General features: G+C 56.6%; 14 protein-coding genes and 4 pseudogenes. 9 read left to right on the top strand and 9 right to left on the bottom strand.

The annotated features are described in order from the left end of the window. The first annotated feature begins 39 nt into the window (after positions 1-39). Complete coding sequence (locus H8S56_RS08965; RefSeq protein WP_187518439.1) at positions 40-3,561, top strand: glycosyltransferase; 3,522 nt, start codon at positions 40-42, stop codon at positions 3,559-3,561. 91 nt (positions 3,562-3,652) lie between these two features. Here H8S56_RS08965 and H8S56_RS08970 read toward each other — a convergent pair. The 3 genes and pseudogenes from H8S56_RS08970 to H8S56_RS08980 all read right to left on the bottom strand — a co-directional run bounded on the left by H8S56_RS08970 (position 3,653) and on the right by H8S56_RS08980 (position 6,075). Further along, positions 3,653-4,676: pseudogene (locus H8S56_RS08970) on the bottom strand (ketoacyl-ACP synthase III). Then, the gene (vioB, locus tag H8S56_RS08975) at positions 4,676-5,317 is read right to left on the bottom strand and encodes a dTDP-4-amino-4,6-dideoxy-D-glucose acetyltransferase VioB (RefSeq protein WP_024695966.1); all 642 of its coding nucleotides are present in this window, start codon (positions 5,315-5,317) and stop codon (positions 4,676-4,678) included. Before vioB ends, H8S56_RS08970 begins: the two are co-directional and overlap by 1 nt. Beyond that, positions 5,314-6,075 (bottom strand): SDR family NAD(P)-dependent oxidoreductase, encoded by a 762-nt coding sequence (locus H8S56_RS08980; RefSeq protein ID WP_187518441.1) that lies wholly within the window; start codon positions 6,073-6,075, stop codon positions 5,314-5,316. The genes vioB and H8S56_RS08980 overlap by 4 nt, the downstream gene beginning before the upstream one ends. A gap of 175 nt (positions 6,076-6,250) precedes the next feature. Here H8S56_RS08980 and H8S56_RS08985 point away from each other — a divergent pair. Then, a pseudogene (locus H8S56_RS08985) lies at positions 6,251-6,357 on the top strand (IS5/IS1182 family transposase); the annotation flags it as partial. A 742-nt stretch (positions 6,358-7,099) separates the two neighbouring features. On the opposite strand, the gene H8S56_RS08990 reads toward H8S56_RS08985, so the two are convergent. Then, positions 7,100-7,747 (bottom strand): acyltransferase, encoded by a 648-nt coding sequence (locus H8S56_RS08990; protein ID WP_187518442.1) that lies wholly within the window; start codon positions 7,745-7,747, stop codon positions 7,100-7,102. Between the two features lie 329 nt (positions 7,748-8,076). Here H8S56_RS08990 and H8S56_RS08995 point away from each other — a divergent pair. Then, positions 8,077-9,078, top strand: a pseudogene (locus H8S56_RS08995) (IS5 family transposase). Between the two features lie 97 nt (positions 9,079-9,175). Here H8S56_RS08995 and H8S56_RS09000 read toward each other — a convergent pair. The 4 genes from H8S56_RS09000 to H8S56_RS09015 all read right to left on the bottom strand — a co-directional run bounded on the left by H8S56_RS09000 (position 9,176) and on the right by H8S56_RS09015 (position 12,969). Then, positions 9,176-9,382 carry an acyl carrier protein gene (locus H8S56_RS09000; protein WP_187518443.1) on the bottom strand — a complete coding sequence of 69 codons (207 nt, stop codon included), beginning with the start codon at positions 9,380-9,382 and terminating at the stop codon, positions 9,176-9,178. Positions 9,383-9,630: 248 nt separating this feature from the next. After that, a complete protein-coding gene (locus tag H8S56_RS09005) occupies positions 9,631-10,326 on the bottom strand; it encodes a sensor histidine kinase (RefSeq protein ID WP_024695969.1) in 696 nt (231 codons plus the stop codon). After that, a complete protein-coding gene (locus H8S56_RS09010) occupies positions 10,323-11,924 on the bottom strand; it encodes a tetratricopeptide repeat-containing response regulator (protein ID WP_024685864.1) in 1,602 nt (533 codons plus the stop codon). Before H8S56_RS09010 ends, H8S56_RS09005 begins: the two co-directional genes overlap by 4 nt. Positions 11,925-12,294: 370 nt before the next feature. Further along, a complete protein-coding gene (locus tag H8S56_RS09015) occupies positions 12,295-12,969 on the bottom strand; it encodes a TIGR04211 family SH3 domain-containing protein (protein ID WP_187518444.1) in 675 nt (224 codons plus the stop codon). Between the two features lie 468 nt (positions 12,970-13,437). Here H8S56_RS09015 and ppnN point away from each other — a divergent pair, with 468 nt between their 5' ends. Beyond that, positions 13,438-14,811, top strand: a complete 1,374-nt coding sequence (gene ppnN / locus H8S56_RS09020; RefSeq protein WP_024685866.1) for a nucleotide 5'-monophosphate nucleosidase PpnN — start codon at positions 13,438-13,440, stop codon at positions 14,809-14,811. A gap of 44 nt (positions 14,812-14,855) precedes the next feature. Here the strand turns inward: ppnN and H8S56_RS09025 are convergent, their stop codons facing one another. Next, positions 14,856-15,725, bottom strand: a complete 870-nt coding sequence (locus H8S56_RS09025) for a helix-turn-helix domain-containing protein (protein WP_187518445.1) — start codon at positions 15,723-15,725, stop codon at positions 14,856-14,858. 151 nt (positions 15,726-15,876) lie between these two features. Here H8S56_RS09025 and pobA point away from each other — a divergent pair, with 151 nt between their 5' ends. The 5 genes and pseudogenes from pobA to H8S56_RS09050 all read left to right on the top strand — a co-directional run bounded on the left by pobA (position 15,877) and on the right by H8S56_RS09050 (position 25,987). After that, positions 15,877-17,061, top strand: coding sequence for a 4-hydroxybenzoate 3-monooxygenase (pobA, locus tag H8S56_RS09030; RefSeq protein ID WP_024695973.1), 1,185 nt, complete (start codon positions 15,877-15,879; stop codon positions 17,059-17,061). 447 nt (positions 17,062-17,508) lie between these two features. After that, positions 17,509-18,834, top strand: coding sequence for an MFS transporter (locus tag H8S56_RS09035; protein ID WP_187518446.1), 1,326 nt, complete (start codon positions 17,509-17,511; stop codon positions 18,832-18,834). A 501-nt stretch (positions 18,835-19,335) separates the two neighbouring features. Beyond that, on the top strand, positions 19,336-21,411 hold the full coding sequence (gene tssI, locus H8S56_RS09040) for a type VI secretion system tip protein TssI/VgrG (protein ID WP_187518447.1): 2,076 nt from the start codon (positions 19,336-19,338) through the stop codon (positions 21,409-21,411). Continuing rightward, positions 21,408-21,953 (top strand): annotated as a pseudogene (locus H8S56_RS24690) (DUF4123 domain-containing protein); the annotation flags it as partial. The gene tssI and the pseudogene H8S56_RS24690, both read left to right, overlap by 4 nt. Positions 21,954-22,201: 248 nt before the next feature. Continuing rightward, positions 22,202-25,987, top strand: coding sequence for a hypothetical protein (locus H8S56_RS09050; RefSeq protein WP_187518449.1), 3,786 nt, complete (start codon positions 22,202-22,204; stop codon positions 25,985-25,987). Positions 25,988-26,076 lie beyond the last annotated feature (89 nt).

A 26,076-nucleotide genomic window follows, 5' to 3' on the forward strand; every position in this document is an offset into this window, starting at 1 on the left:
CCGGTCGGCTCACAACACTTTTTCACATGTGGTATTGCGATGAGTTCTTCACGCCTGGTCAGTATTGTCATCCCTGCTTACAAACCGGCTTTTTTCGAAGCCGCGCTGGCCAGTGCGCTGCGCCAGAACCACGACGACATTGAGATTATTGTCACCGACGACTGCCGTGACGATGGCATCAGGGACATTGTCGAAAAGCTCAGGCCGGAGAGTCGCTGGCCTATTCACTACAGCAAAAATCCCACATCGCTGGGCGAACCTCACAACCTAGCGCTTGGCATCTCTCTGGCCCGCGGCGATTACATCAAGTTTCTCTATGACGATGACATTCTGCTCACGGACTGTGTGCGGCTGATGTTTGACGTGATGCATGACAGCCCGGATATCAAGATCGTAGCCGCGACCCGAAAGCGAATTGACGCTAACGGTACGCTGCTGGCCGACAATATCTATACGGCTTACCCATTCGGCAAGAATGTGGTGTTGAACGGCCCGGAACTGGTCTCATTTCTGGCCCAGCACCCTTCCAACTTCGTTGGCGAACCCTGTGCGGTCATGTGTCGTCGAGATGATCTACTAGCCTTCGGGCAGGACGTCATGTGCTTGAATAAGGTGCTGATCTGGGGGCTGGGTGATCTGGCTATCTATGCCAAGCTGCTTCGTCAGGGAAACCTGGCAATGCTTGCACGCCCGCTGTCCTATTTCCGCGTGTCTGATCAGCAGAGCAGTGAGGTGTTTAGAAAGGATCAAACCCTACCCCGCGAAGGTCACGCCAACTTCTACCGTATTCCCAGCGAACTGGGCTGGGTTCGTCCTGACGAGTTCAACGGCAAGGTCAGCATTGCGCCACTGGCACAACGCGACAATGTCCAGGAACTGGATCTACTCGGCTACTTCGATAGAAGGTCCGAGGCCACCGTCCGCAATACCCGCGTGGCCAATTGGCTTGGTCAGCGCAGGCCCACAACCGCTCAGCACAGCCTATTGCAGGAGCACTTACAGCAGCATAACGGGGGCCCCTCGATTGCGATTGTCATCTGCGATTTCGATCAGCAGGCAGAACGAGTACTGAGCACACTGCAGAGCATGGCGGCCGATGCGCCCCTACTCGACAATCTCAAGGTTTTCGTCCTGGCCGACTATGACAGGCAGAATCAGACCGCCCTTCAAGCACAACTCCCTTGGCGGGACGCCAGCCTGGAAAACCGTGCCACAGTCATCAACGAGCTGATGCAGGAAAACCATCAAGACTGGTGGATACTGGTCGAGGCAGGCACTACTTTCACCCCGAGTGGCCTGCTGTGCGCTGTCATGAAGATGATAGAAGCACCAAACGCTTGCGCAGTCTTCGGTGACGAGGTGACCCTGCATGCTCAACAAGGCGCTCATCTGGTCTTTCACCCGGGTTTCAGTCTGGATTTCCTGTTGGCCTGCCCGTCAGCCACCAGCCGAAACTGGCTGTTCAACCGCGAAAAAGCTCTGGCAGTAGGCGGCTTCGATCCGGGCCATGCGCAGGCCATCGAGCTTGATCTGATACTGCGCCTGATCGAAGACTCAGGCTTTACCGAATTCGTGCATGTATCCGAGCCCTTGGTGATCTCGCCACGCGGGCAGGCGCACAACAATCACGATGAGGCGCACACCCTGCAACGTCACTTGTACGCGCGGGGCTATGCTGACAGTCAAGTGCACACCCTGGAATCGGGATGCTACCGGATCGAATATGGCCATCCCGATCAGCCCCTGATCTCCATCCTCGTCACCTCTGAGGATCAACTGCCGACGCTGCTGCCCTGCGTCGAAAGCATTCTGGAGCACACGACGTATCCGTTCTACGAACTTCTGATCTGCGATAACAATAGCCAGTCTGCGCAGACCATTGAATGGCTAACGGCCCTGGACTCAATGCAATCGGAGCGCATTCGTGTTCTTCGCCACGAGCAGACGCTAAGCCCGTCGGCCCTGTTCAACGCCGCAGCAGGCCATGCGAGAGGCGATTATCTGCTGATGCTCGACAGCAACGTATTGATCGTTCAGCAAGACTGGCTTGAACAGCTTCTAAACCACGCACTACGACCTGAAGTAGGCGTTGTCGGCGCCAATGTCATTTCTCCTGATAGCAAAGTTGTGGAAGCGGGCATCATCGTGGGCCTCAATGGCACCGCTGGAGCGATCAGTGCGAGTGACGCCGCTGCCTGCACAAGCTTCGCGCTGCGTTTGGAAACTGATCAGAACTACAGCGCCGTGAGTGGTTCTTGCCTGATGATTCGCAAGTCGGTGCATGATGAGATCGAAGGTCTGGACGAACACCTGTTTCCCCTCCATTTCTATGATGTAGACCTTTGCCTGAGGGCACGTAGTGCCGGGTACCTGACCGTCTGGACACCGCATGCCATCGTGGCCTTGCGTCCTGAGGAATCAAGGGCGGATGCACAAGCCATGGATTTTGCAACACGTGCCCTCTACCACCGCTGGTTGCATTACATGGCATGGGACCCTGCCTACAACACTAACCTGGCTCTGACAGAACCTTTCGTCATCCAGAGCAACCAGGAATTAAGCTGGCGACCGTTGACACATCGCCCGCTGCCTGTGGTGCTTGCTCAACCCCGTGATCACGCAGCTGCTGGTGATCGTATCTCTACCGTTCTGCAGAGCCTGCGCAAAGAGCGGGAAGTGGACGGCATCCTAAGCCACACGCCACTGCACCTGGTCGAAATCGCCAGACTGAACCCCGACGTCGTCGTCCTTCAAGGCCCGATGAACGATAGCCTGATCGCCAGCATCAATGCGATCAAGGATCACACCCACGCCAGAGTGATTTTCGATCTGCCGGAATACCCGTCGTACGCAGAAATCGACAAAAGTGCCCCGCCGCTCGCCGTGATACAAGCCTCTCTGTACCACGGACTGGCCCGTGCAGACATGGTCACTGTTCCCACAAGGGCCCTGGCGGACCTGCTGGGAGATTCACATCCAAACGTTCGCGTTATTGAGACCCGCCTGGCATCCGCCCCTTGGCTGAGCCTGCAAAGCCAGCGTCAGACGCGTCCGAAACCTCGCGTCGGTTGGGTCGGCATGACGGCCGAACTGGGCGACCTCTTAATGCTGTCGCAGGTTATTAAAGCGCTGGCGGACCGTGTGGAATGGGTCGTCATGGGACCGTGCACCCGCTGGCTGCGGCCTTATATTCACGAGCTGCGCTCACCAGTGGAAGGGCCATTGTTCCCTGAGCTCCTGGCCAGTCTGAATCTGGACCTGGTACTGGCACCCGCGGAGTCGAACCTGCTCAACCGCAGTAAAAGCCCGTCAAGGTTGCTGCAGTTCGGCGCCTGTGGCTTCCCGGTCATTTGCAGTGATGTGCTAAGTGTTCCTGAGGGCCTGACGGTCACGCGCGTTGAAAATAAAGACAGCGCCTGGATCACTGCCATCGAAGAACACCTCGAGCAGGCGCAGACTTGCGCAAGCAGAGGCGACGCTTTGAAGCAAGCAGTCATCGAGCGCTGGATGCTGGACACTGATCACCTGCAAACCTGGCGCAATGCCTGGCTTGAAAGCTGATCAGCAAAGAGCTCAATAAAAAAGGCTCTACGTCATTGCTGTGACGCAGAGCCTTGATGCAGCTCAGGCGCAGTGAACAATCTGTCACTGCTTACCAACGAATGACGCACGCCCCCCCACGAATAGCCCATCCCGAACCCGACCGCAGCGACCCGATCACCAGGTTTCAGCACACCTTTGTCCATGGACTCTTTCATGGCAATGGGAATGGTGCAGGACACCGTATTACCACAGTGCTGGAAAGCCGAGACAAACTTGTCGGCGGGCAACTTCAGACGCCGGCGCAGGGCATCCAGCATGAAGTGGTTGGCTTGGTGAAACACGAATAGATCAACGTCCGCCACCGCCAGTTCGTCGTCAAACAGTGAGGCGAACAACTGCGGAACGCGTGTCATGGAAAACTCGAAAATAGCCGGCCCGTTCATGTACAGGTTGGCGTCTGTACGAACGTTTCCGTTGTCGTCCTCATAGGTTTCAGGGTGTGGATTCTGCACCGTAGGCCTGCGCGCTCCGCCGATCGGCACAATCAGGTTTTCAGCCCCCGAGCCATCACTGCCATAACGAAAACGCTCCAGAAAAGGCCCACCCTCGGTAGCGCTGATCAGGGTCACGGCCGCTGCATCGCCGAACAGGGTGCGAACACTTTTATCCTGTGGGTGAATGTAACGACTGTAGGTTTCCGCCGTCACCAGCAACACATTTAGGCATTGCCCTGACTCAATCAACCCCTTGGCGATGCCAAGCCCATAGATGAACCCTGAGCAACCCTGATTGAAGTCGAAGGCGGCGCAGTGAGTCGGCAGTTGGAGACGATGTTGCAGAATGCAGGCAGTGGCGGGCAACAGGTAATCCGGGCTTTGGGTACAGTAGATCAACGCGTCTATCTGGCTACGCTGAACCTCCCCTTTGAGAAACAACTTCTCACAAGCGCGGAAGGCCAGGTCGGAAGCGGTTTCATCCTTGTCGATGATATGCCGTTCGCCGATACCGGTCTTTACGAAAATTTTCTCGACGTCCCACTCAGGAAATTCCCGAGCCAGCGTCTCGTTGTCCAGCGAATCAGCTGGCAGTTCATATTCTATGTCGACGATTCTGGCATGGGACTTCATGAGCATTACCCCGATATACGTTTGGCGGGTACACCGAATACTGTAGTGCCTGCGGCCACATTGCGTATCGCAACGCTACCCGCTCCGACTACAGCCTGCTTGCCGACTCTGACCTTGGGCAACACGCTGGCATGCGTGCCCATGAAAACGCCCTCTTCCAACACGACACCGCCGGTGATGTCGCAATGTCCACTCAAGGTTGAAAAATCCCCAATGTCTGCGTCATGACCTATCAGGCAGCCAATATTGAGTGTCACGAACGCGCCAATCCGAAGATCTACTGTTAGCACGGTTGAAGGGCAGATAACTGCGCCCTGACCAATCACGACATTCTCACCGATGATGACCGAGGGATGGATCAGCGTAAAAAAACGGCTTCCCTTGGCAAGCAGCTTTTCCACAACAACGCGTTTACCCAACGGCGCGCCAATCGCGCAAACCAGATACTCATCGGGCCCGGGCTCGTAATCGTCCACAGTTGAAACGACAGGTGGATAATGCTCGAAACGCTCGGTGGAGCCAGGGCCATCGTTAATAAATCCGGCAATGAACCAACCCGGATTCTGCGCCACCCAGTCCTTTAGCCATGCATGCACTTCGCGACCGAAAGCACCAGCACCGATAATAAGCAGTCTCTTCGCATTCATTGCGCAAGATACCCCCCATCCACGACCATCGACGTCCCGGTCACCCAGCGCGCCGCCGGAGACAGCAGGTAATTGACTGCGTAGGCGATATCCAGCGGCTCGCCAAACCCAAGCGGATGCTTCTGCTCGACGGCCTTCATGGAATCGGTCCCGACCAGATCTTCCAGCGTGCGGGTCATTGCGGTTCTCACCACACCCGGCGCAATTGCATTGACCCTGATGCCGTCCCGGGCCAGCTCCAGAGCCGCGGCGCGAACCATTGATTCCACCGCACCTTTACTGGCGCAATATGCCATGAGGGATGGCTGGGCAGCCTGAGCCATCACCGACGAAAGTAGAACAATGCTGGCACCCTGAACGAATACGCCTTTCTGCCTGAAGACTTTGACCAGCGAGAAGCCGGAGGTGACGTTAGTGGCAAATACCGTTTCCCACTGCTCGAGTCCCAGCGCTCGAATCGGCATCGGCATCTGTACGCCAACTGCATGCACCAGCCCGTCAAACGGCGCATAAATCTTGACCAGGTTGCGCATCCAGCCTGAAACGGCGGTGCTATCGAGCAAATCGAAAGGCTCAACCCCATGACCTTCGCCGTGTAACTGGAGCCTTGTTGCCTCAAGGCGCTCGATATTCCTGCCAACCAGCACTACACGTGCGCCTTGCTGGCTCAACCAGATCGCAACCTGACTGCCAATACCGGAAGAAGCACCGGTCACCATTACCACTTTGCCACTCAGCGAAAAAGGACTACTCACCAACCAACGCTCCCCTTGAGAGCCGACCCATACGATTCAGAAAGACGCTGATGCTTTAGTTCTCAGTGACAAGATCGATAACGTCGTCAACTGTTTTGCAGCCGTTAAGGAAACTCTGAAAAAGACTTCCAAATCAGGTGAAATACGCCAGTCCCAAGCACTGAACGGTTAAGCCCCGATGAATCAGGTGTCCTTCGCTGATGCCGAATACGCTGGTAAACGCAAACAGACCGGCGTGAACGCTTCCTGATTGAGATGGATCAGACCGTGCCTTGGAATGGCTTGTTCATCGACAGGCGTCTGATCGGGAGACATGCAAGCATCGGTCATGATTGGAATGGCATACTTCATGGCATCTAAGCTGATTGTTTTTATAAGAAATTGATTTATAAGGTTATTTATTTTTTTTATAATAGAGCGGGCGTAGAAAAAACCATTCAAGCTGTTGATTTATATGGGCTTATATAGGTTTATAGTTACAAAAAACAGACACGCGCCCAACTAAGTTTTTTATTTAGTTGGGCGCCGGCATTAAAGTTACACATAAAGCTACACAACGCTGTAGCCGTTCAAAAACGTAGTCACCCAAAGCAAATATGCCGCTAAAAAAACAAACGTTTAATGCTGACGAAATAGAAATATACGACGAAGCTGTTGTGTATAAGCGCGGCGAGTATTGGTAAATGCGTATGTGGTTGGGTAAGGAAAAGAAATACGCACGTTTTAGCTTGCGCACACGCAACAGAGATACGGCAATAGACAAAGCAAAAAATACTATCACGAACTAATGGCACAGCAGTTGGCAGGTAAACCTTATTTTTCCAAAACAACAAAGCAAGGCGTTGAAGAATATTTGAAGCAACGTGCGCTTGACGTAGAGGCTGAGCTAATAGTTAAAGGGCGTTATGGAACCATTAAAACGCACTTGGAGCATTAGCTTGATTTTATTGCACGAGATACATGGCATTGGCAGGACACAGTAACATGGCGATTACACAACGCTATATTGAATTGCGTCCTGCTATGCTTAAAGCGGCAGTTGAGTTAGTTTAGAGGCTATCTCCAACATAAGCTCGTCCTCAAGCTTCAGCATATCTTTGCTTCTGGCTTTAAGTTTTTTTGCTGGCGCTCCAAAATAAACGCCCCATTCATCCAGCGACTTGGCAACTAAAGATAATGCGCCAACAGATGAGCCATCTCCAATAGTTACGCCTGGCAATATAACGCTGCCAGAGCCAATTATTACGTGCTTCCCCAATAATACTGGCGCTATTTTTACTTTTAGATATTTGTGTGGCACGGTTGGGTTTGTAAGAGCTTTACCCGTGTAATCATCTGTCCCAGAATAAATCCTTACGCCTTGCGATAAACCAGAAAAATCTTTCAACGTAATGCCGCCAGCACAGCTTAAATGACAACTCCCGCCAATATGTATATAGTTTCCAAGCGTAAGTGAGCCTGAGCAAGCAGCAATGACAACATTTCCATCGATACGTATGTTATTGCCAAGCGATATGTTATTCAGTCCAATAATCGTCGTATTTTTTGCTACTTTTACATTTTCGCCAACACTCTTAAATCCAAACTTACGAAGCTCTTCAGATTCAAAATAACCTTGATCAAAAGGATTTTGAGGTGTGTTTTGGTGTAAATCTTGCTGTGTGTCTTTTTCCATTGCTGTTCTCTTTTGTGCTACTGCTTAGCAGTTGACTTTACGTGTAGCAAGCGTGTGTGGGAAGCGAAAAAGCAGCTCATGTTGTTATTGAGTGGGAGTAGCCTGATTCGTAACTATTTGATTTTTATGAAACTATTTTCAATAGTTACGAGTATTTCTACGTCATTAATGGCGTTGGCCGTGGTCCGCAGCGCAGGCATCCTCAGCCAGCTATATCGATACCATGTCCGGTTGGGTGATCCCGACATGGTATCGAGGGTGCTTAGGGAGACTCTGAAGAAGACTTCTAAATTTGGCAGAATGCCTGATCTCAACCGCCGAGACGCCTGATGAAGCAGATGACCTTCGCCGACGCCGACGCCGACGCCGACGCCGACGCCGAGTACGCTGGCAAACGCAAGCAAACCCGTAAAGAGCGTTTCTTGATCGAGATGGATCAGGTCGTGCCCTGAAAGGGATTGATCAATCTGATCGAGCCTCATTATCCCAAGGGCGAAGGTGGCCGTCCCGCCTGTCCGTTAATGGCGGTGCTGCGCATACATCTGATGCAAAACTGGTTCGGCTACAGCGATCCTGCGATGGAGGAAGCGTTGTACGAAACAACAATCCTGCGCCAGTTCGCGGGATTGAGTCTCGATCGGATTCCTGATGAAACCACCATTCTCAACTTCCGGCGCTTGTTGGAAAAACATGAGTTGGCAGACGGGATTTTGCAGGTCATCAACGGCTATTTGGGTGATCGTGGTTTGATGCTGCGCCAAGGCACCGTGGTCGATGCGACGATCATTCACGCGCCGAGTTCGACCAAGAACAAGGGCGGCAAACGCGATCCTGAGATGCATCAGACGAAGAAAGGAAATCAATACTTCTTCGGCATGAAAGCGCATATCGGCGTCGATGCCGAGTCGGGTTTAGTCCATAGCCTGGTGGGCACTGCGGCGAATGTAGCGGATGTGACCCAAGTCGACCAGTTGCTACACGGCGAGGAAACCTATGTCATCGGTGATGCGGGCTACACCGGCGTGGACAAGCGTGCGGAACATCAGGATCGTCAGATGATCTGGTCGATCGCGGCACGCCCAAGCCGTTACAAAAAACATGGCAAGACCAGTTTGATCACACGGGTATACCGCAAGATCGAGTTCGCGAAAGCCCAGGTACGAGCGAAGGTTGAACATCCATTTCGCGTGATCAAGCGCCAGTTTGGTTATACGAAAGTCCGGTTTCGCAGGCTGGCTAAAAACATCGCGCAACAGACCACTCTATTTGCCCTGTCGAACCTCTGGATGGTGCGAAAACGGCTGCTGACTACAGGAGAGGTGCCCCTGTAATGCGGAAAAACACTTTGGAAAGGTACTGCTCGAAAGGGAATCGATGAGTTAAAAGCGGGAAAAGTCTGATTATCTGATCGAGCGAGCTTTTTGCACCTCAGGCCACGAGGGCATCAAAAATCGATGCGTACTTCAGAGTTTCCTTAAGGCGATTGGCTGCCAGGGTCTTGCCAAGATGTTCGTCGGCCAGCGACATGAATGTCAGGACTTCAATAGAATCCCAGTCAAGGTTCTGACCTCTGCTGAGACTGCCTTCGTCTGCTTCCATCGCTTCTTCGATCAGCCTGAGTACTTTGTCTTCCATCTCTTCGCTCCCGGACAGCCTGCTATTGGATTGATTCTGCGCAGACGATAGTCAGCGCCTGATAGCGATGTAGCAATAGTCGAACCAAGCAGCCAAGTTAGTGAAGACGTTCGTATAGCGGGCCCGGAGGGGAGGAAGAACATGAATTACGCAAATCAAAGACAAAAAGAGGACGCGACTCTCGACGTTGATTGACGCCGCAGTGGGATGCGGCGTCAATAATACCGCTCAGGCTCTGCAGCCTCCGCTCACGGCAAATAAATACTGAACAACCCACCCCCAAGCGCACCGCCATTGGCGATCTCGATGTGGCCCTGCTTGCCATTACGCACATGCAGCCGTGCAATGTGCGAGGCGAAGTAAAGCCCCAGCCCGGTACTGCCGCTGCCCTGATGGATACCCAGAACATAGTCGGTCTGGTGCTCGATCAGGTGCGCCGGGTAGCCCGGACCATCGTCGTTGATCGAGATTTTCAACTGGCCGTCGTCGTCGCCCACGCTGATGAAAATACTCTCGCGTGCGAACCGGATGGCATTGATGATGATATTGGCGACCACCGAACCGACCAGTTCGCGGTCAAAGAAACCCAGCGGGTTCAAATCGTCGATTTCGTAGCGTGCGACGATGCCGCGGCTGGTCAGCACTTCCTCCTGATGCGCCAACTGTGCCTCGATGAAGTCATCCAGCTCGTGGTAATCCGGACGCAGCGGCAACTGGTTGACGCCCAGTTTGTAGAGGCCGAGCAACTGCACCAGCATGCCGTTGAGGCTGGCGAACTCATAATCGATCACGCCATGCTCCGGCGTATCACGCTGTTCGGCGCAAAGCCGGCTTTGCCACTCGCTATGGGCCTGGGTCAGCTTGGCCAGCGAGTTCTTCATGTCGTGCACGGTGGAAGCAATCACCATGGAAAAATCGAGTCCCTGCTGCAGCTCTTCACTCATGCGCCAAACGCCCTTTCCCTGAGTTTCTGATAACGCTCGTAACGCGGATCGCTGTCCGGGATCATGCCGACCATCTTCAGGCTGGCGCGGCACTCGTCGAGCCCGGCCTGCCCCAGGTTCTGCCCCGGATGTAGCAACGACTGCGCCATGTTCAGCGCGATACTGATGTTCTTGGGTTGCAAGGCCAGCGCGCGACGGAAATGCTCCTGCGCTTCAGGCAGATTGCCAGCCTTGTAGCTGCGCACGCCTTGCAGGTTGAAGTCGATGGCCGCTTTGTTGGCTCCCAGAATCGCCGGATCATCGGTCATGCTGGCCACGCTTTTCATCACGGCCGGGTCATCGCCGTAGACTTCGGCACAGTTCTTCAGCACGCCCGCCCCCGCCTCTTCCTGGCCCAATTGCTTGAGCTGCGAGGCCACCATCAGCGCAGCGTCGGCACTCAGGAACTGCTCCATGCCTTCAAGACGGGCCATGGCCTGTTCAGTCAGTTTGGCCGCGGTTTCAGGGTCGGAGTGCTGCAGACTTGCGGCCTTCATCAGGCGCGTGCGCACCTGCAGGCCTTCGTCGTTGGTGTGTTCCTTGGCCACATCGACCAAGGCATTGTTGATCTCGACACGGGTGCGCGCATCCAGTCCCTGATCGCCGCCCTTGCTGATGAGGGCATGGGCCAGACCGAGGTTGGTTTCAGGGTCTTTAAAACGCGAATGCGCGCCCTGGGACACCGCCTGACGATAGGCCTTGGACGCACTTTCGAAATCTTCGTTACCCAGCGCCAGCTTGCCCAGCAGTTTCTGACGACGCACGGCCAGTGGCGAGAGGCGCACGGCACTCTCCAGCACACTCTGCGCACGCTTGGCATCGCCACGCGCCACCAGCACCTCGGCCAGACCATCGAACAGCGCGGGCATGGTCGGGAAGGCCTTGATCGCCTGCTCGAACACTGCCTCTGCCTCCGTGACCTTGCCGCGCTTGAGCAGCAGGTTGCCCAAAGCGCCATAGGCCCAGGGTGTGGCACGGTCGGCCAGGATGGTCCTGAGGAAGGCCTCCAGCGGCTCGTTCTGCTTCAGGTCACGCAGCGCATCGGCTTTGTAACGCAGGCACAGCGGCGCAAAACGCGGGTCCTGTTCAATCAGTTTGTTGCAGGCGGCCAGCACTTCGGCGGGCTTGCTACGGTCCAGCGCCTGCAGGATCGGCTTGAGCAATGTCTTGCGCTGAACCAGCTTTTCCAGACGCTGGGCCAGGCCTGCGCGGTTGAAGGGTTTGGTCAGATAGCCATCGGGCTCCCACTCAAGGGCGCTCATGACCATCGCCTGACTGTTCTCGGCGGTCACCATGATGAACACGCTTTCATAACTCAGCAGCCGCTCGACCATCAGGTCTTCCAACACTTGCTGGCCGTTCTTGCGGCCGTCACCCAGGTTGAAATCGTGCAGCACGAAGTCGTAACGCTTTTGCGAGCACATGCGCAGGGCTTGCTCACCGTTGTCGGCAGTATCCACTTCCTTGACGCCCAGCTCACGCAGCATCGAACGCACCGAACTGCGGAAGTCGGAGAAGTCGTCGACGATCAGAAAGCTTTTTTGGTTGTACGCCAGCATCGGATTCCTACACAGGAGAGGGTGAAAATATGAGACCCAGAGCTTGAACCGTGTTCAGACTCGGAGTTGCAGCCGCTTTACGGGACGCGCATGGTAACTAATGGCAACGTGCCATAACACAGCTTTGCGCGCGCCGACCGCGCCAAGGCGTCAGCTCAACGGACAGCACACGCCAGTTTTTCGACCATTCATACAGAAACTATAGAGCGAACATCAATTTCGCGGGGATTACACGCCGAATCAGCGCGCAGATTGAGAACCAGATCGAAAATGTGGGGGTGGAGGAAGGCAAGCGCAGGCAAGTCATATCAAAGAGCAGGCCCGCGCCAAAGCGCCGCGTCTGGGGCGGCGCTGAGGCGGGCGGTAAGGGTTACACCCAGCCGTCGTTCTTTTTACGGCCGCGGGTCAGGGCCGGGAGGATCAGACCGACCAGCAGCCCGGCACCGGCGATGCTGCCGCCGTAAACCATATAGCGCATCATCACCTGTTTGTTCTCGTCACCCAGTCGCGCCTGGGTGGAGCGCAGTTCGGCCTGGGAGTCGGCCAGTTGGTCATTGAGCGTCTTGGTGCGCGCTTCCAGCTCATCGACCAGCTTCTTGCGCGCATCCAGGGTTTCCTGCATGCCTTGCACGCGGGTTTTCCAGGTGTTGTCGATGCCGTTCAACTGTTCGGTCAGTTCTGCAACCTGTTGGGTCAACTGCGGAACACGCTCGGCCTGGCCGGGGACTTCCTGCAGGTCACTGGAGGGAATCCATACGGTACTGCCGCCCTCGCCGCGTACCTGGCTGAAATTGCCCGAGGTGCTGAGCAATTCGACTTTCTGCCCGGACTTGAGCGTGCCCACGATGCGGTGGCCATCAGTCGGGCCACTGCGTACATAGGTGGTCAGGCTGTCACTCACCCAGCGGTCGCTCTCCGCCGCTTGAGCACTGACAGGGATGATGACCGACAGAACGGCGCCCAGCAGACCGGTACCGATGAGACGACGCGAAACATAGAACAGGCCAGGGGCACGAGAAAGCAGTGCGGAAAGATGACGAGACATGGCAATGGTTATCTTTGTCTGGAATGAAAATAAAGCCCCGGTGTACGGGCCGGCTAACGATGGCAATGGCAGGCGGCAAATGCATTGCAACTCCTGCGCGGACAGGCTGTCTGCCTAACAGGCGAGTTGAAAAAACGCCTGACACTTCAATGATCGGCAGACACTTGCGAAGGCTGTCCAGAGAGTCCATCAGCTAACAGACCCTGTGAAATGGGTCAGGTTCACTATTGGCCTGCACAAGCGTCAAAATTCAGCCACAGGGTGCCTTCCATCAAGTCCCTGCTTTACATGACATTCAGCCCGCAAAACGAGGCCCATGCCCCTGAACCTGGATCAGGTGAGGCTCGACGTTTGCATTCGCGCTCAAGTGCTGTAGAAAATAGCCGTCAGGCGTGAACGTCTTCGATGCTCACCATCCTGATGCGCAGGCCCTGCCGGCTCGAGTGCATCGCTCTAATGGAAAATAGAATGATCCCAAGACAAGTGATTAACGCCACGGTAAGCCCAAAAGGCAGCCTTGAAACCCTGTCCCAGCGTGAAGTCCAGCAGCTCAGCGCTGCCGGTTCTGGCAGCACCTACACCCTATTCCGCCAGTGCGCCCTGGCCATTCTCAACACTGGCGCCCACGTCGATAACGCCAAGACCATCCTTGAGGCCTACGAGAACTTCGAGGTGCGCATTCATCAGCAGGACCGTGGCGTACGCCTGGAGCTGCTCAACGCTCCGGCCGATGCCTTCGTCGACGGCGAGATGATCGCCAGTACCCGCGAAATGCTGTTCAGCGCCCTGCGCGATATTGTCTACACCGAAAGCGAGCTGGACAGCCAGCGCATTGATCTGAGCAATTCGCAAGGCATCACCGATTACGTGTTTCACCTGCTGCGCAACGCCCGCACCCTGCGCGCCGGTGTCGAACCGAAGATGGTGGTGTGCTGGGGCGGTCACTCCATCAACACCGAAGAATACAAATACACCAAGAAGGTCGGCCACGAGCTGGGCCTTCGCAGCCTGGACATCTGCACCGGTTGCGGCCCGGGCGTCATGAAAGGCCCGATGAAAGGCGCGACCATCGCCCATGCCAAGCAACGCATCGTCGGCGGCCGCTACCTGGGCCTGACCGAGCCGGGCATCATTGCAGCGGAAGCGCCGAACCCGATCGTCAACGAACTGGTGATCCTGCCGGACATCGAAAAGCGTCTGGAAGCCTTCGTGCGCGTCGGCCACGGCATCATCATCTTCCCGGGCGGCGCAGGCACGGCCGAGGAGTTCCTGTACCTGCTGGGCATCCTGATGCACCCGGACAACAAGGACGTGCCGTTCCCGGTGGTCCTGACCGGTCCGAAAAACACCGAACCCTACCTGCAACAACTGCACGCGTTCGTCGGTGCCACGCTGGGCGAAGAAGCACAGCGTCATTACGAGATCATCATCGACAACCCGGCAGAAGTGGCCCGCCACATGGCCAAGGGTCTGAAGGAGGTGCGTCAGTTCCGCCGTGAACGCAACGACGCGTTCCACTTCAACTGGCTGTTGAAGATCGAAGAAAGCTTTCAGCATCCGTTCGATCCGACTCACGAAAACATGGCCAGGCTGCAGCTCAACCACGACATACCGCCTCACGAGCTTGCGGCCAACCTGCGTCGGGCCTTCTCCGGCATCGTTGCAGGTAACGTGAAGGACAAGGGCATCCGCCTGATCGAAGAACATGGCCCGTACCAGATCCATGGTGATCCATCGATCATGCAGCCGCTGGACAAGCTGCTGCAGGCCTTCGTCGATCAACACCGCATGAAACTGCCAGGCGGCGCGGCCTATGTGCCGTGCTATCAGGTCGTCACCTGATAAACCGGCTGTACGCAAACGGGGCGCTGAACAGCGCCCCGTTTTTATTTCTGCTGACGAAACTGACGGGGTGACTGCCCGGTGGCGCGCTTGAAGAAACGCGAAAAATACGCCGGCTCGGAAAACCCGAGGCTGTCGGACACCTGATTCACCGTCATGGTCGTGTAGACCAGATTGCGCTTGGCCTCCAGCAGCAACCGCTGACTGATGATCTGCAACGCCGACTGATTGCACAGCCGACGGCACAGGGCATTGAGGTGCGCTGCGCTGAGCCCCATCTGTTGCGCGTGCTGCTCGATGGACCAGTGTTCGCGAAAGCTGGCTTCCAGTTGATGCATGAACACCTGCAAATGCTCGCGTCCGCGATCCTGTACCTGCGCATCATCACCGTGCTGCTCGCTGCCACGTCGGCTGAGCCAGACCATCAACACGTTGATCAACGACTGCAACATCAAGTCGCGGCCCGGTTGGCGCTGACGGTACTCGCGGGCAATCGCGCTGAACAGCGTATCCACATAAAAGCTGTCCTCACCCAGTGCGTGACAACGCGCCGTGCCGATGGCCGAGATGTCCAGTGCAGCTTCTAACTGTTCCACCAACGGCCGAGCCAGGCTGAGGATGTGCCCTTGAATGTCTTCAGCAAATTTGAAGGTGTGCACGCTCAGCGCCGGAACCACTTGCAGCGAGGGCGTATCGACCTGATGCACCACGTCTTCGACCTTGAGCACTGCCCGGCCTGACTGCACGTACAGCAACTGAACCAGATCGCCATGGCGATGGGGCTTGATCTCCCATTCATGCATCTTGCTGCGCTCAGGAATTGACTCGCAGTGAATGAGATCAGGCGTCGGCCAGGCCGTGGTCTCGCCATAAAGTTTGAAGACAGGAATGGAAGCAGGCGCTGCTCTGGGCATTGATCAATCCTCGCCAGACCCTCGAAAAGTCCAGGTAATGCGCTGGATATTGCCTTCTTATCTCGATGGCATCCATTAAAAATGCAGGAGACAAAAACAAACACATCCCGCACGCCTCGGCTCGCAGGGATTACAAAACAGGACGACCCCAATGAAAACCCAAGTCGCCATCATCGGCTCAGGCCCGTCCGGGCTGTTGCTGGGCCAGTTACTCCAACGCGCCGGTATCGACAACGTCATCGTTGAGCGCAAGGACCCCGATTACATCCTTTCCCGCATCCGCGCCGGCGTGCTTGAGCAAGGCATGGTCGATCTGCTGCGCGAGGCCGGTGTCAGCGAGCGCATGGACGCCGAAGGCATGATTCATGATGGTTTCGAACTGGCTTTCGACGGGCGCTGCGAGCGCATCGACCTGAAGCGCCTGGCCAACGGTCGAACCGTGATGGTCTACGGCCAGACTGAAGTGACCCGCGACCTGATGCAGGCCCGCGCGGCCAGTGGCGCGATGACTGTTTACGATGCTGAAGACGTCCAGCCCCATGACCTCAAGACTGACCGCCCATACCTGACATTCGTCAAGAACGGCGAAACCGTGCGACTGGATTGTGATTACGTGGCCGGGTGTGACGGCTTTCATGGTGTGTCGCGCCAGGCGATCCCGGCCGAGGCGCTGAACGTCTTCGAACGTGTCTATCCGTTTGGCTGGCTCGGCGTGCTGGCGGATACGCCGCCGGTCAACGAGGAACTGGTCTACGCCAATCACCCGCGCGGCTTTGCCCTGTGCAGCATGCGTTCGGCCATTCGCACGCGTTACTACGTGCAGGTCAGTGCAGATGAACGCGTCGAGGACTGGTCGGACGAGCGTTTCTGGGATGAACTCAAATCGCGTCTGCCTGCCCATCTGGCCGAGCGTCTGGTGACTGGCCCGTCCATCGAGAAAAGCATCGCCCCGCTGCGCAGCTTTGTGGTCGAACCCATGCAGTACGGCCGCCTGTTCCTGCTCGGCGACGCCGCCCACATCGTCCCGCCGACCGGCGCCAAGGGCCTGAACCTGGCCGCCAGCGACGTGAGCACGCTGTACCGCATCCTGCTCAAGGTCTATCAGGAAGGCCGCACCGACCTGGTGGAAAAGTATTCGCAGATCTGCCTGCGCCGGGTCTGGAAAGCAGAGCGCTTTTCCTGGTGGATGACCTCGGTCCTGCACAACTTCCCTGACACCGACGCCTTCAGCCAGCGCATCCAGCAGACCGAACTGGACTATTACGTCGGCTCAGAAGCCGGACGCAGGACCATTGCCGAGAACTACGTGGGGTTGCCTTACGAGGCCATCGAGTAAAGGCACTTCGAATTGATGACCTGCCCGCTCTGCGCATGAACGGGCATCCCGGACGCAGAGCGTCCTGAGCGGCGTCACCACGCGGGGGCGTGGGAAATCATCAAAGTGTCTGACTGAATGCGTACCCCGTGGGAGGCGGCTTGCCGGCGATGGCGTCAACTCAGTCAATGACAGGTCGCTTCAGAAAAAGTATCGCCGGCAAGCCGCCTCCCACACTCACGTTGGTTGCAGCAAGACCTATGTATAACGCCAGTGACGCTGCGCGTCACAAATGCCCCGGACTGGCGCGGTAGAAAAGCCAGATACCGGCCCGTCCTTTGTGCAATGACACAACACTCGCCCACGTCAGCCGTGCAAAACCCCAAAGCGTTTTATCTGCAGGCTCCCTATGATCGGGAGGCCCCCGGCAAGCTGCATAAAAATAACAAGCTCTGAGGAACTGACGCCATGTCCAACTCTCCGGTTCGCGAGGTTGGCGACGCTGACGGCAATCATGTCTATCGTCGCATCACCCTGCGCCTTATCCCGTTCATCTTTATCTGCTACCTGTTCAACTACCTGGACCGCGTGAACGTCGGTTTCGCCAAGCTGCAGATGCTCGACGCCCTGAGTTTCAGCGAAACGGTCTACGGTCTGGGTGCAGGTATCTTCTTCATTGGGTACGTGTTGTGCGGCCTGCCCAGCAATCTGGCGCTGAACCGCTTCGGCCCACGGCGCTGGATCGGGCTGATGATGATCACCTGGGGCACTTTCTCCACCTGCCTGTTGTTCGTCACCACGCCGGTCGAGTTCTATGTGCTGCGCTTTCTGACCGGTATGGCCGAAGCAGGGTTCTTTCCCGGTATCGTCCTTTATCTCTCGCGCTGGTACCCGAACCAGCGGCGCGGTCGGATCATGGCGCTGTTCATGTCGGCGATTCCGGTGTCCGGGCTACTGGGCGGCCCCTTCTCAGGCTGGATCCTCAACCACTTTGCCGCAGGCCAGGGCGGCATGGCAGGCTGGCAATGGATGTTCCTGATCCAGGGCCTGCCGACCGTCGTGCTGGGCGTGCTGGCGTTTTTCCTGCTCTGCGACAAGGTCGAAGACGCTCGCTGGCTCACGCCCGAGCAACGTCAACGGGTCAAGACCGACATCACCCAGGACGAACTCAACCGTCCCGTGCACGGCAAAAGCTCGGTGGCCTCGGTGCTGACCATGCCCTTCATCTGGATTCTGGGTTTCATTTACTTCTGCATTCAGAGCGGCGTGTACGCGATCAACTTCTGGCTGCCCTCGATCATCAAAAACCTGGGCTTCAGCGACGCACTGGTGATCGGCTGGATCAGCGCCGTGCCGTACCTGATGGCGGGCGTGTTCATGCTGCTGGTGGGCCGCTCTGCCGATCTGCGCAATGAGCGCCGCTGGCATCTGGTGGTGCCCATGCTGATGGGCGCAACGGGCCTGATCATCGCCGCCAACTTCGCCACCGTGCCGCTCATCGCCATCCTCGGCCTGACCATTGCCACCATGGGCGCACTGACCAGCCTGCCCATGTTCTGGCCGCTGCCGACCGCCCTGCTCAGCGCCAGTGTTGCAGCGGGCGGACTGGCCCTGATCAACTCGATCGGCCAGATGGCAGGCTTCCTAAGCCCTTATCTGGTGGGCTGGATCAAGGACCAGACCGGCTCGACCACTATGGCGCTGTATTCCCTGGCTGCACTGACCATCATCGGCAGCCTGGTCGCCCTGCGCATCAGCCGTCAGTCGGCAGTCAAGGTCAGCGCAACGGCCTGACACCCCGCCCTGTCCTGAAAGCCAGACCTTGTGTCTGGCTTTTTTTCGCCTGCGGAACATGCCATCAGCCTATCCGAACTCATCCGGCACTGCGCCGCCGTCGCCGACGCTTGCGAGCTGACGCTCAGGCCGGTTTAAGACGCACAAGACGATTCAGGTGAACATCGCCCTGCCGGAAACGCTCTCGTGAGTCGATGCAACTGACTTCCATCCATCGGTACACCTGGACAACGCCAGTGCGCAATTTTCTGCACACGAACGACAGTCGAAAACGCACATGACCCTTGCCAGCCAGTGGCATGACTTGTTTCGCAAACACTTGCGCAAGTGCGCAGAGTATTGCGCAGTCAGGACGACCATCCTGCTCAAAAAACGATCAAAACCATCCTGAAAAACCAATAACCTATTGTTTTAAAACAATAAAAAAGATCAGGCACGCATCTTGAAATAGCGCTTTCCATTCGATGGGCACGGTTGCCTGTTCCTGAGGAGGTATTCGAGATGTCTGCCCACCAGACTGTTTTCACGCTCATCCTGGATGGCGTCGATCATGACTTCAAGGTACTCGCCTTCAGCGGCCATGAAGCGATCAGCCAGCCGTTTGCTTTCACGGTGGAACTGGTCAGTGAGTCTTCCGATCTTGATCTCGAGAGCCTGCTCAACCGCCCTGCCTTTCTGCAGTTCGCGCCGGATAACAGCGGCATTCACGGGCTGATCGACCGCATCGCCCAAGGCGATTCCGGCCATCGTCTGACACAGTATTCGATCACCTTGCGCCCGCATCTGGCCCGCCTCGGCCACCGGATCAACCAACGTATCTTCCAGCGCCGCAGCGTCCCGCAGATCATCGCTCAGGTGCTGGAAGAACACGGCCTGCTGGCCACCACCTACCGTTTCCAGCTCGCCAGCGTTTATGCCGAACGCGAATACTGCGTGCAATATCACGAGTCGGACCTGCACTTCATCCAGCGTCTGTGCGAAGAAGAAGGCCTGCATTATCACTTCGAACACAACCCGAACGCGCACCAGTTGGTGTTTGGCGAAGATCAGGCGGTGTTCCCGACACTGGTGCCTGTGGGCTATCGGCAGGACAGCGACATGGTCGCCGACACGCCAGTCATCAAACGCTTCAATCTGCGTCTGGAAACCCGACCCAGCCGCACCACCCGCCGCGACTACCACTTCGAAAAGCCGCGTCTGACCATGCAGGGTGCAGCGCCGGGCGACGCCCGGCCCGACCTTGAAGATTACGATTACCCCGGCCTGTTTACCCATCGCGACCGCGGTGCTCACCTGGCCAGTCGCGCGCTGGAACGCCACCGGCATGACTATCGGCTGGCCGAAGGTCAGAGCGACCAGCCTCGGCTGGTCAGCGGCCATTTCCTGCCGCTGAGCGAGCACCCGAACGGTGCCTGGAATGTGCTCTGGCTGCTGACCGACGTGCGCCACGAAGGCAGGCAACCGCAGGTACTCGAAGAAGCCGCGCCAGCTGATGCCTCCAGCGCAGGCGGATTGCGTCAGGGCTATCGCAACACCTTCGGGGCCACACCCAAAACCGCTACATACCGCCCGCCGATCCACCATCCCAAGCCGCGTATCGCTGGCAGCCAGACCGCCGTCGTCACCGGGCCTGCGGGCGAGGAAATTCACTGCGACCGGCATGGTCGGGTCAAGGTGCAATTCCACTGGGACCGCGAAGGCCAGGCCAATGACCAGAGCAGTTGCTGGCTGCGCGTATCGTCGAGCTGGGCGGGTGATCGTTACGGCGGCATGGTGATTCCCAGGGTCGGCATGGAAGTCCTGGTGACGTTTCTGGAAGGCGATCCCGACCGCCCCTTGATCAGCGGCTGCCTGTACCACGCCGAACACACCCCGCCCTACCCGCTGCCAGCCCATCAGACCCGCAGCGTGTTCAAGACCCTGAGCAGCCCCGGCGGTAAAGGCAGCAACGAACTGCGCATCGAGGACCGCGCCGGGCAGGAGCAGATCTACATTCACGCCCAGCGCGACTGGGACCAGAACATCCAGCACGACCAGAAAATCCGCGTCGGCCACGAACGCCACGACCGGATCGAAGCCAACAGCTACAGCGAATTCAAGGCCGAGGAACACCGCGCGGTCGACGGCAACCGGCTGACCGAAATCCGTACCGACGATCACCTGACCGTCAGCGGAACGCGGCACATCAAGGTCGGGGAAGCCTTGCTGACAGACGCAGGCCAGGAGATTCATTTCAAGGCAGGCGACAAAGTGGTGATCGAGGCCGGGATGGAAATAACCCTCAAGGTGGGCGGCAGTTTCGTCAAGATCGATTCGGGTGGGGTGACGGTCAGTGGGCCGTTGGTGAAGCTGAACTCGGGAGGCCAACCGGCCACCGGCAGTGGCGCACTGCCGAGCCTGCCAGGGCTGGTCAAGGAAGTCCTGACAGAAACAGCAGGTGAGTTGTTGAAGCAGCGTCTGACGGAAACGGCTCCAGTCGTCGAACTCTGCCAGAAGCCTGAAGGCGGCACACCCATGGACTGTCCGTTGCCCGACTGCGGCTGTCGCAAGGCCTTGCAGGAAGGAGACAGAAAATGACCACTTCCTTGCTGCTAGAACGCACCGATCACCTGCTGGAAAAGCTGTACCAGCTACTGCCTGATCCCAGGCCTCAGGTGCTGTTCGACAAGACCGAACTGGCGCCTCATCGGGAGAAAAGCCCGTTGTGGCTGGTAGCATCTGCCGACGATAGCTTAGTGCAGGCCGTGCACAGCGCCCCGGAAGACTGGCCCGGGCTGATCATCGAAAGCCCGTTTTCGAACGACATCCTGCTCGCACATCTCAGGCACCTGCTGATCATCCACTTTGACGGAATACGCAAGGGCGTTCTGCGTTATTCGAATCCTGTAACAGCGAGCTACTTCTTTACAGCCGGTGCGAGCGAAGAGAACGCGCCGTGGCTGGGACCCATTTTCCGAGTGTCGTGGTACGGCGGAACCTGGGCAGACCTTGCACAGGGTACTCAGCGCTGGATAAGCCTCGACAACCCTCACGTCTCCCGCTGGACACCTGCGGCCCGGCCGACCACGCCACGACTGAGCGACACCCATGAGAGCGCCTTTCGCCGCCAGGAGCGAGAACGCTTTGCCTACGGCTGGTGGAAAAAGCAGACCGGCACAACGTTTCCAGACGCACTCGCTTATCTGGACGAGGGCATGGCGCACGGCTTCGCAACAGACCCGGTGCTCATGAATCGCTACCTCTCGTTGCGCGCACAACACCCGGACCTTGAAACGCCACCGCGCCAGTACGGCAGCACAGGAGAAGAACGCCTGAATGCCTTGCAACGCCTGCTGCAACAGCCTCACCCGAACAAGGAGTTCATTCAATGACCATTGGCAACATGAGTGCCGGACCCTCCTGCGAAACCGGCAAATTCATCGTTCAGATTATCGGCAAGGATCATGAGGCCGGCCAGAAACTGTTACTGAGCAGTGCGGATGGCTCACGCACCTACCCGTCTCGACCGGAGGCCCTGGAAGACGAGCAGTGCAGTTGTGTTCTGCAAGTATGGGATCACGTCTCCGGTGCGCAACTTGAACTCGAAATCATCAGCACAGAGGGCGAACCGATTCGTTTGCCATTGCTTGATGAAACACGGATCACGCCACGACAGGCCGACGCGCAATTCAATCAGGTCGTACCGGTGCTGCCGTTCGTGGCGCTGCCCGGTTCGAACCTGCCGTACGATCTGGGCACACCCATGCTGGCCCGTGCCGGTTATGTGTACGTGTTCTATCGGCAAAAGCTCTGGCGAGAAGTGGAAGTACGGATTAGCGATACCGTTACGACCTACCATGACATTGATGTCGCTCGTTATCGTCACGAAGGTGGCTTTAACCCCGGAGAACGTAACGCGATCGGCGTGGCGCTCGACGACATCTGGCTGCCAGCCGTCTGGAACAATCAACGCGTACTGGACGTCCAGCTGTGCTTTTCGGAGATACAGCTCAGCGCTCCCCGACTGGAACGTCTGGAGCGTGATGCCGCAGCGAGGACCCAGCGCTGCACCAGCCCTGATCTCACGTGTTCAAAAGAGCGCTTCAAAAGACTGTACAAGGGCAAGCCCGACGGCGAGGCCATGCTCAAGGCCTTTTCCGGCTTCAATGCTCAGCACCAGATCACTCAGAGCTTGATGGCTCCGATCACGGCAGCACGCCTGAACCTGGATCAGTCGGTATTCCCTGTCAGCCTCGTAGCGCCCCAGCGCGCGCGACAGCCTGGTTACGAACGCCTGCTGGATCACCCCGCCTTGTACCTGTGTGATCTGCTGGGTCAGTTTCCAGCCAAGGCTCGCGAACAGGCAAACGCCTTTCTCGACGAGGCCGACAACGGCAGAACGCTCAACGACACACTGTCTCTGGAGTTGTCTGCACTTGCCGACGCCATGCAGGCCAGACTGCCCGCTGATGACGAGGATGCCACCGACAGCCTGGCGCTCTGGCAAGCGCAGCCAAATGCTACCGACGTATTGAGCAAGGCCCGCCAGCGTCAAGTCTGCGGCGTGTTGCTGGATGATTCGAACCATCGCATACGCCACCTGCGCCAGCGTATAGACAGTCATCAACAACTGTTTGGCACCTGTGCCCGATACGCCATCCAGCATCCCCACCACGCCAGCGCGCTGCTGGTGCACCAGTTGATCATCCCTCCAACAATAGGAGGCTTGAAGAATCCGCTCAATGAAGTGATCACCTCGCTTTCCGATACCGGCCGACAGGCGATCAATCAATGCACAGCCGCTGTCCAGCGTATGCGTGTGTGGCGCGACATGATCAGCGTTCAGAGCGCACTGGTCGAAAGCCTCAAACGCGTCACTACGCTCCAGACCCTGGCCGACCACTTGAGCCTGGATGGCTTCGAATACGTCGCCGCACTGTATGACCTGAGCAGGACACTGACGACCCTCGCACTCTCCCCCTCAAGCGTGGATCCGCTGGCACCCGGCGGCACTATCGTGGATGCGGTCACAGAAGTCGGTTTCTGGGAACCTCAGGTCAGTGAGGGCCAGACACTGCTGTCGCAGATCACCAACGACCGCAAACACCCGCTGCATGTCATGCTATGGCCCGAAAGCGATCTGGAAACCGTCTGCAAGCCCTACGAAGCCCCCATCAACGAAGACAAGAACCTGGGCGACGGTCGCTTTCGCGCAACCGAGCTTGCGCGTTTCGAAGACTTTCCAGTACCGGTCCCCGACACTCAAGTCACACTGGACGCGGCACTGTTGGCCAACCTGTTGGCCGGCGACAGCCTGCAAAACTTCTTTCTCATCAACAGCGGCAAGGCCACCACCGCTGCGCTGGTGGGGATCTTCGAAAACCTGCAAGGCGCAGTCGACGCCGCCGAGAATGCCCTCGGCAAAGCGGAACAGACACTTGCGTCGAGCAAAGCCAAGGTCGCCAGCGCTGACATCCAAAGCCAGTCGGCCATCAATCAACTGGCGGAAGCCCGCGACCAGCCTCTCTCCAATGCGCGCCGAATCAACATCAACCGCCAGGGTCGTGGCGTCCAGCAACTGCGCAGCATGATGCCCAAGCGTTTTGGCCCCGCGTTCCTGCTGAAACGCAATCGGGTCACATCACAGCATTACGTGTTCGGCCTGGAAGACCTGCCAACCCGAAGCGCCATGCCCAACGCACGCTACGGTGAGTACCTTGACCCGGATGGCAACCCATTCCGGGACATTGATCCCCCTGTCACCCCACGCGGCCCTCTGACCTCCGGCGAACACCACGTGCTGGTGATCCCACGCGGCCACAAAACCGCCCAACTGGTCGGCGACATCAACCGCAAACTGAAAGCCGCCCAGGAAGCAGGCCATGCGGTTCGAGAGACCGAGCAGGCTTTTGTTCGGGCGAGAAGCGGGCTGAGTCAGGCCATTGAAAACCTGGATGCGACGAAAAGCGGGCCTGTTTACAAGTTTTTGAGATCGACACGTTTTTGTGCGGCGGTGTTGATGTTGGAGGTTTGGAATGTGAGTTCGGAGGAAGATGGGTTTGAGCAGGCTATTCGTGAAAAAGGCATGCTCAGAGCAGGTGCAGGGTGGACCGCGGCAGTTTTGGACCTAGCTATTGCAGCCGAAGCATTAACGGCAAAACTATCAAGTACTCAATCAACACAGCTTATGAGTCGAAAAATCTTTTACGAAATCTCTGAAGCGTCCGCAAGTAGGTTGCTTGGGGCAAAACTTGGTGAATCAATAACCAAGCAGATATCAGTTCGTTTTTTTGCACAAGTGGCCTCTGGGGCCTTGTTGGCAGGTATTAATTTCTACGACGCCTGGTATGCGTGGCAATGGAATGATCCAGCCATGTACGGCCATTTAATTATTGCCGCAGGAGGAATATCATCCATAATGAGTTCCATACTTGGCAGAGCAATTCCTTTTTTTGGATTAAACCTGTATGGCTGGGCCGCCTTATTACTGCTAGTGGCTGGCATAGGACTTGTTTTACTGTTAAGCGCAACACCATTGAAAACGTGGATGGCAAACGGCCCGTTTGGCGAAAGCGATGATAAAGATCAACATCTAAAAGATCCAACTGAAGCCCTTTACCACTTGATCAGCCTATTGGCAGGCATCCGCATTAGCGTAAATAAAAACCCCGCTTACGAGCCTCAAGCTAAATTCAACTTTCGAGCCAACACACCTCAACCAATAAGAAGCGCTGACAAAATCATTCGTATTGAAAGCCGTTTGCCCGGACTAATTGGCGGACTTAGCAGTACAAATATAAAAGCCGAATGCAGACTAGCTCGAATCTACGGAAACATAGACAAGCAAGGAATGTATTACCAAACTTCAACTGAAGTGGATGACTATGCTCAGATACCAAAGGGCCAACGAATTACGAGCAACTCTCTGGAGCTATTCTTCTCCACTCCAGAAAAAACAAATACAACCAATTGGCCAAGGAAAACTTATAATCTTAAATGGGTGATCAGAGCTCAAATCATCCTGACACGCGGAAAAGAACTACTGTATTTTCCTGCACCATCGATCAAAGATTCAACACAATATAATCCTGAACGAGCAAAACCTGATTTTAGCAAAATCAATCAAAGTTTTTGGGCAGATGAAATCACTTATGGAGACTCATCCAATGAGTGATTTTAACACCCAAAAATACTACGGCAATCAGTCATATCTTCCCGAAACCATACCTGAGCAGAAACCCTGTTTAAGGCAAAAGTCATTCG

Origin of the sequence: Pseudomonas triticifolii (assembly GCF_014358015.1) — a bacterium.
GTDB lineage: Bacteria > Pseudomonadota > Gammaproteobacteria > Pseudomonadales > Pseudomonadaceae > Aquipseudomonas > Aquipseudomonas triticifolii.